The organism is Arthrobacter sp. JCM 19049, from assembly GCF_001310435.1.
In genome coordinates, this window is sequence record NZ_BAXF01000269.1 from 1 (window position 1) to 2,960 (window position 2,960).

The 2,960-nt window shown below is 66.2% G+C and carries 3 protein-coding genes and 1 pseudogene; 3 read left to right on the forward strand and 1 reads right to left on the reverse strand.

Going from position 1 to position 2,960, the window contains the following annotated elements:
* Positions 1 to 814 (reverse strand): annotated as a pseudogene (locus JCM19049_RS10730) (MMPL family transporter); the annotation flags it as partial.
* Between the two features lie 92 nt (positions 815 to 906).
* Here JCM19049_RS10730 and JCM19049_RS10735 point away from each other — a divergent pair.
* The 3 genes from JCM19049_RS10735 to JCM19049_RS10745 all read left to right on the forward strand — a co-directional run bounded on the left by JCM19049_RS10735 (position 907) and on the right by JCM19049_RS10745 (position 2,573).
* Positions 907 to 1,410 (forward strand): MarR family transcriptional regulator, encoded by a 504-nt coding sequence (locus JCM19049_RS10735; RefSeq protein WP_279402978.1) that lies wholly within the window; start codon positions 907 to 909, stop codon positions 1,408 to 1,410.
* Between the two features lie 25 nt (positions 1,411 to 1,435).
* Entirely contained in the window at positions 1,436 to 2,053 is a 618-nt protein-coding gene (locus tag JCM19049_RS10740; protein WP_054821587.1) for a LysE family transporter, read from the forward strand.
* A gap of 127 nt (positions 2,054 to 2,180) precedes the next feature.
* Entirely contained in the window at positions 2,181 to 2,573 is a 393-nt protein-coding gene (locus JCM19049_RS10745; protein WP_279402979.1) for a low molecular weight phosphotyrosine protein phosphatase, read from the forward strand.
* Positions 2,574 to 2,960: the final 387 nt, after the last annotated feature.

Consider the following 2,960-nt stretch of genomic DNA (forward strand, 5'->3'; position numbering starts at 1 on the left):
CGCCTGCCAGCGCGACTGGCCCTGGCTCAGCGCTTCCTTGTGCCGCGCCACCAGCAGCAGCGAGTAGTCGGTGGCCGCGCCGATCACCAGGATGGAGAGGATGCCCTGGGACTGACCATCCAGCCGAATCCAGCCGGCGTCGGCCATGTAGTAGACCACCACAATCGCCGCGCATAGGCGACCATGGCGGTCAGCAGCACGGTGAAGGGCAGCAGCACGGAACGATAGACCAGCAGCAGGATCACCAGCACCGCGCTGAGCGCCACGCCCAGCAGCACGCCGTCGATCCCGCCGAACGCTCGATCAGGTCGGCATTGAACCCGGCCGGGCCGGTGACGTAGCCCTCGGCGCCCTGGGGCAGGTGCCCGTTGAGCAGCGCCCGCAGGCTCTCCACCCCGTCGTCGGCCTTGACCTCACTGGAGATCGGCACCAGCAGTTCCACCGCCTTGCCATCCTCGGCCAGGAACGGCCCGGTCACCTCCCCGTCGAGGTATTCAAAGGACTTCAGCTCTTCGGCCAGGGCCGTGCCGTCCTTGGCGTCCAGCCCGTCCTGGTTGGCCACGACCACCACGGCGGGGATGGCGTCACTGGTGCGGAACTTCTCCTGCCATTCCAGGGCCCGGGTGGCCTCCGCGCTGGCCGGCAGGAATGCGGCCTGGTCGTTGCTTTGCACGTCGGACAGCTTGCCAAAGGTCGGTCCGCCGATGCCGGCGACGGCCAGCCAGATGATGACCAGCACCGCGGCCAGCAGGGCGCGCAGTCCGTTTTTGGGTTTGCCGTTTGCAGGTGGTGCGCCGGTTCTCGAGGATGCCATGGCCGGTTTCCTTCGGGTCGAGGCCGCGCCGCGCCCGGTGCGCGGGGCGTGTGCCGTAGGGGTCAAACTAATTCCATCATCGAACTATATCATTGGTTATAGAATGTGCCTATGGACCCACCCCTTCCTATGAACTCGTCCTGCAGCTGCAGCAGTTCGCCCAGGCCTCGGACCGCTACGTGGAGTCCACCGCCAGCGCCCACAGCTCGCACCGCACCGACATGAACGCGCTGGGCGTGATCATGCGCTACCAGCGCGCCGGGTCGCTGCCCTCACCCCGGGACCTGTCCCGGGAGCTGCAGCTGAGCGCACCGGCCACGACCGCCGTGCTCGACCGGCTGGAGCGGCTGGGCTACATTGAGCGCCGGCGCACCGATGCCGACCGGCGGGTGATCCGCATCGCCATGACCGAGCTCGCCCAATCCAGCGGGCAGGAAATGTTCGCCCCGCTGGCCCGCAAGCTGCACCAGGTCATCCAGGGCTATCCCAGCGAGCAGGTCGAACTGATCACCCAATTCCTGCGCGAGGCCACCGCCGGGGTGGACGAGGTGCGCGAGGCCACCGCGTCACAAATCCCCACACGAAAACGTGCCTAGTCGCTCCGGTGATTATGCTGTTTCGGTGACTCTTCCCCTCTGGTTCTCCCTACTGGGTGCCGCGGTGGTCATCAGCTTCACCCCGGGCGCCGGGGCCATCAACACCATGAGCAACTCGATTCGGGTGGGCTGGCGCCGCTCGCTGTGGGGCATCATCGGCCAACAGCTGGCCCTGCTGATCCACGTGGCCATCGTGGCGGCCGGGGTGGGGCTGCTGGTCAGCCGTTCTCCGGTGCTCTTTGAGGTCATCCGCTATGCCGGTGCCGGCTACCTGGTCTACCTCGGGGTGCGCATGCTGCTGGCTCGTCCGCAACCGGAACAGCTGCAGGACGCAGCGCCTGCCGGGCGGCTGTACATGGTGCGTCAAGGCCTGCTGGTGAATCTGCTCAATCCCAAGGCGATCGTGTTTTTCCTGGCGCTGACCCCGCAGTTCATCCGGCCCGATGCGCCCCAGCTGCCCCAGTACCTGGTGTTCATGGCCACCATTGTCCTGGTGGATGTGCTGGTGATGTTCCTGTTCTTCGCCGCCATGGCCCGCACCTTCCAACGATTTACGGCCACCGTGCGCGGCGCGCGAATCCAGAACATTGTCTTTGGCACGCTGTTCATCTTCGTTGCGGTGCTGCTGGTGCTGGCGCGCTAGTGAATTGTTGTCGATTCGTTGCGCGCGCATCGGGGCGTCACCCTCGAATGTATCGGCCAATTCACCCTAGACTTGTCTCATGTTCCGGATAATGACGGTGTGCACGGGCAACATCTGCCGCTCGCCCATGGCCGAATTCATGCTCAAGAACGCCCTGGAGGACGCGGGAATCGGCGACGTCGAGGTGTTCTCCCGCGCCGTGACCGACGGGGAGATCGGCAACCCCATTGACCAGCGCGCCGAAGCGACGCTGCGTTCCCACGGCCTGAGCGGTGAGGGACATGTGGCCAGCCAGCTCACGGCCGAGGAACTGGGGTCGGTGGACCTGATCCTGGCGCTGGACACCGACCACTTTGAGGCGCTGGTCCCGGATTTGTCGAACATCGCCCAGGAGCGGCGTCCGCAGCTGCGGATGCTGCGTTCCTTTGACCCGCAGTCCGCCGCACAGCCCCACGACGCGCAGGGCATCTATGACCCTGGTACGGGGACGCCGCGGACTTTCGTGAAACCTGGAAGATGATTGCCGCCAGCCTGCCGGCGCTGGTCGACTACGTTCGGAGCAACACCGCCTCCCGTGGAAACCGTTAAACACTGATTATCGCCCTGGACGGGCGCTCCGGGGCGGGCAAGAGCTCACTGGCTGCGGCCCTGGCCGCAGCCTGGGGACCCGAACGGGTTTCCATCCTGCACCTGGAGGACCTGTACTACGGCTGGGATTCGCTGCAGGAAACCTGCACGCGCTATGCCGTGCTGCTGCGCCGGATCCGCGCGGGCCAGCCGGTGAGCTGCCGCGCTGGGACTGGCAGGCCAACGCCCCGGCGGCCGAACACATCCACTTCACCCCCAGCGAGATTGTGCTCGTCGAAGGGTGGGAGCCTGTGCGCCGAAGCGGTACCGGAGATTGACC

Bases quoted from the DNA above. Each gene is read 5' to 3' on its own strand.
- JCM19049_RS10745 (WP_279402979.1), top strand. From the start codon at position 2,181: ATGGCCGAATTCATGCTCAAGAACGCCCTGGAGGACGCGGGAATCGGC.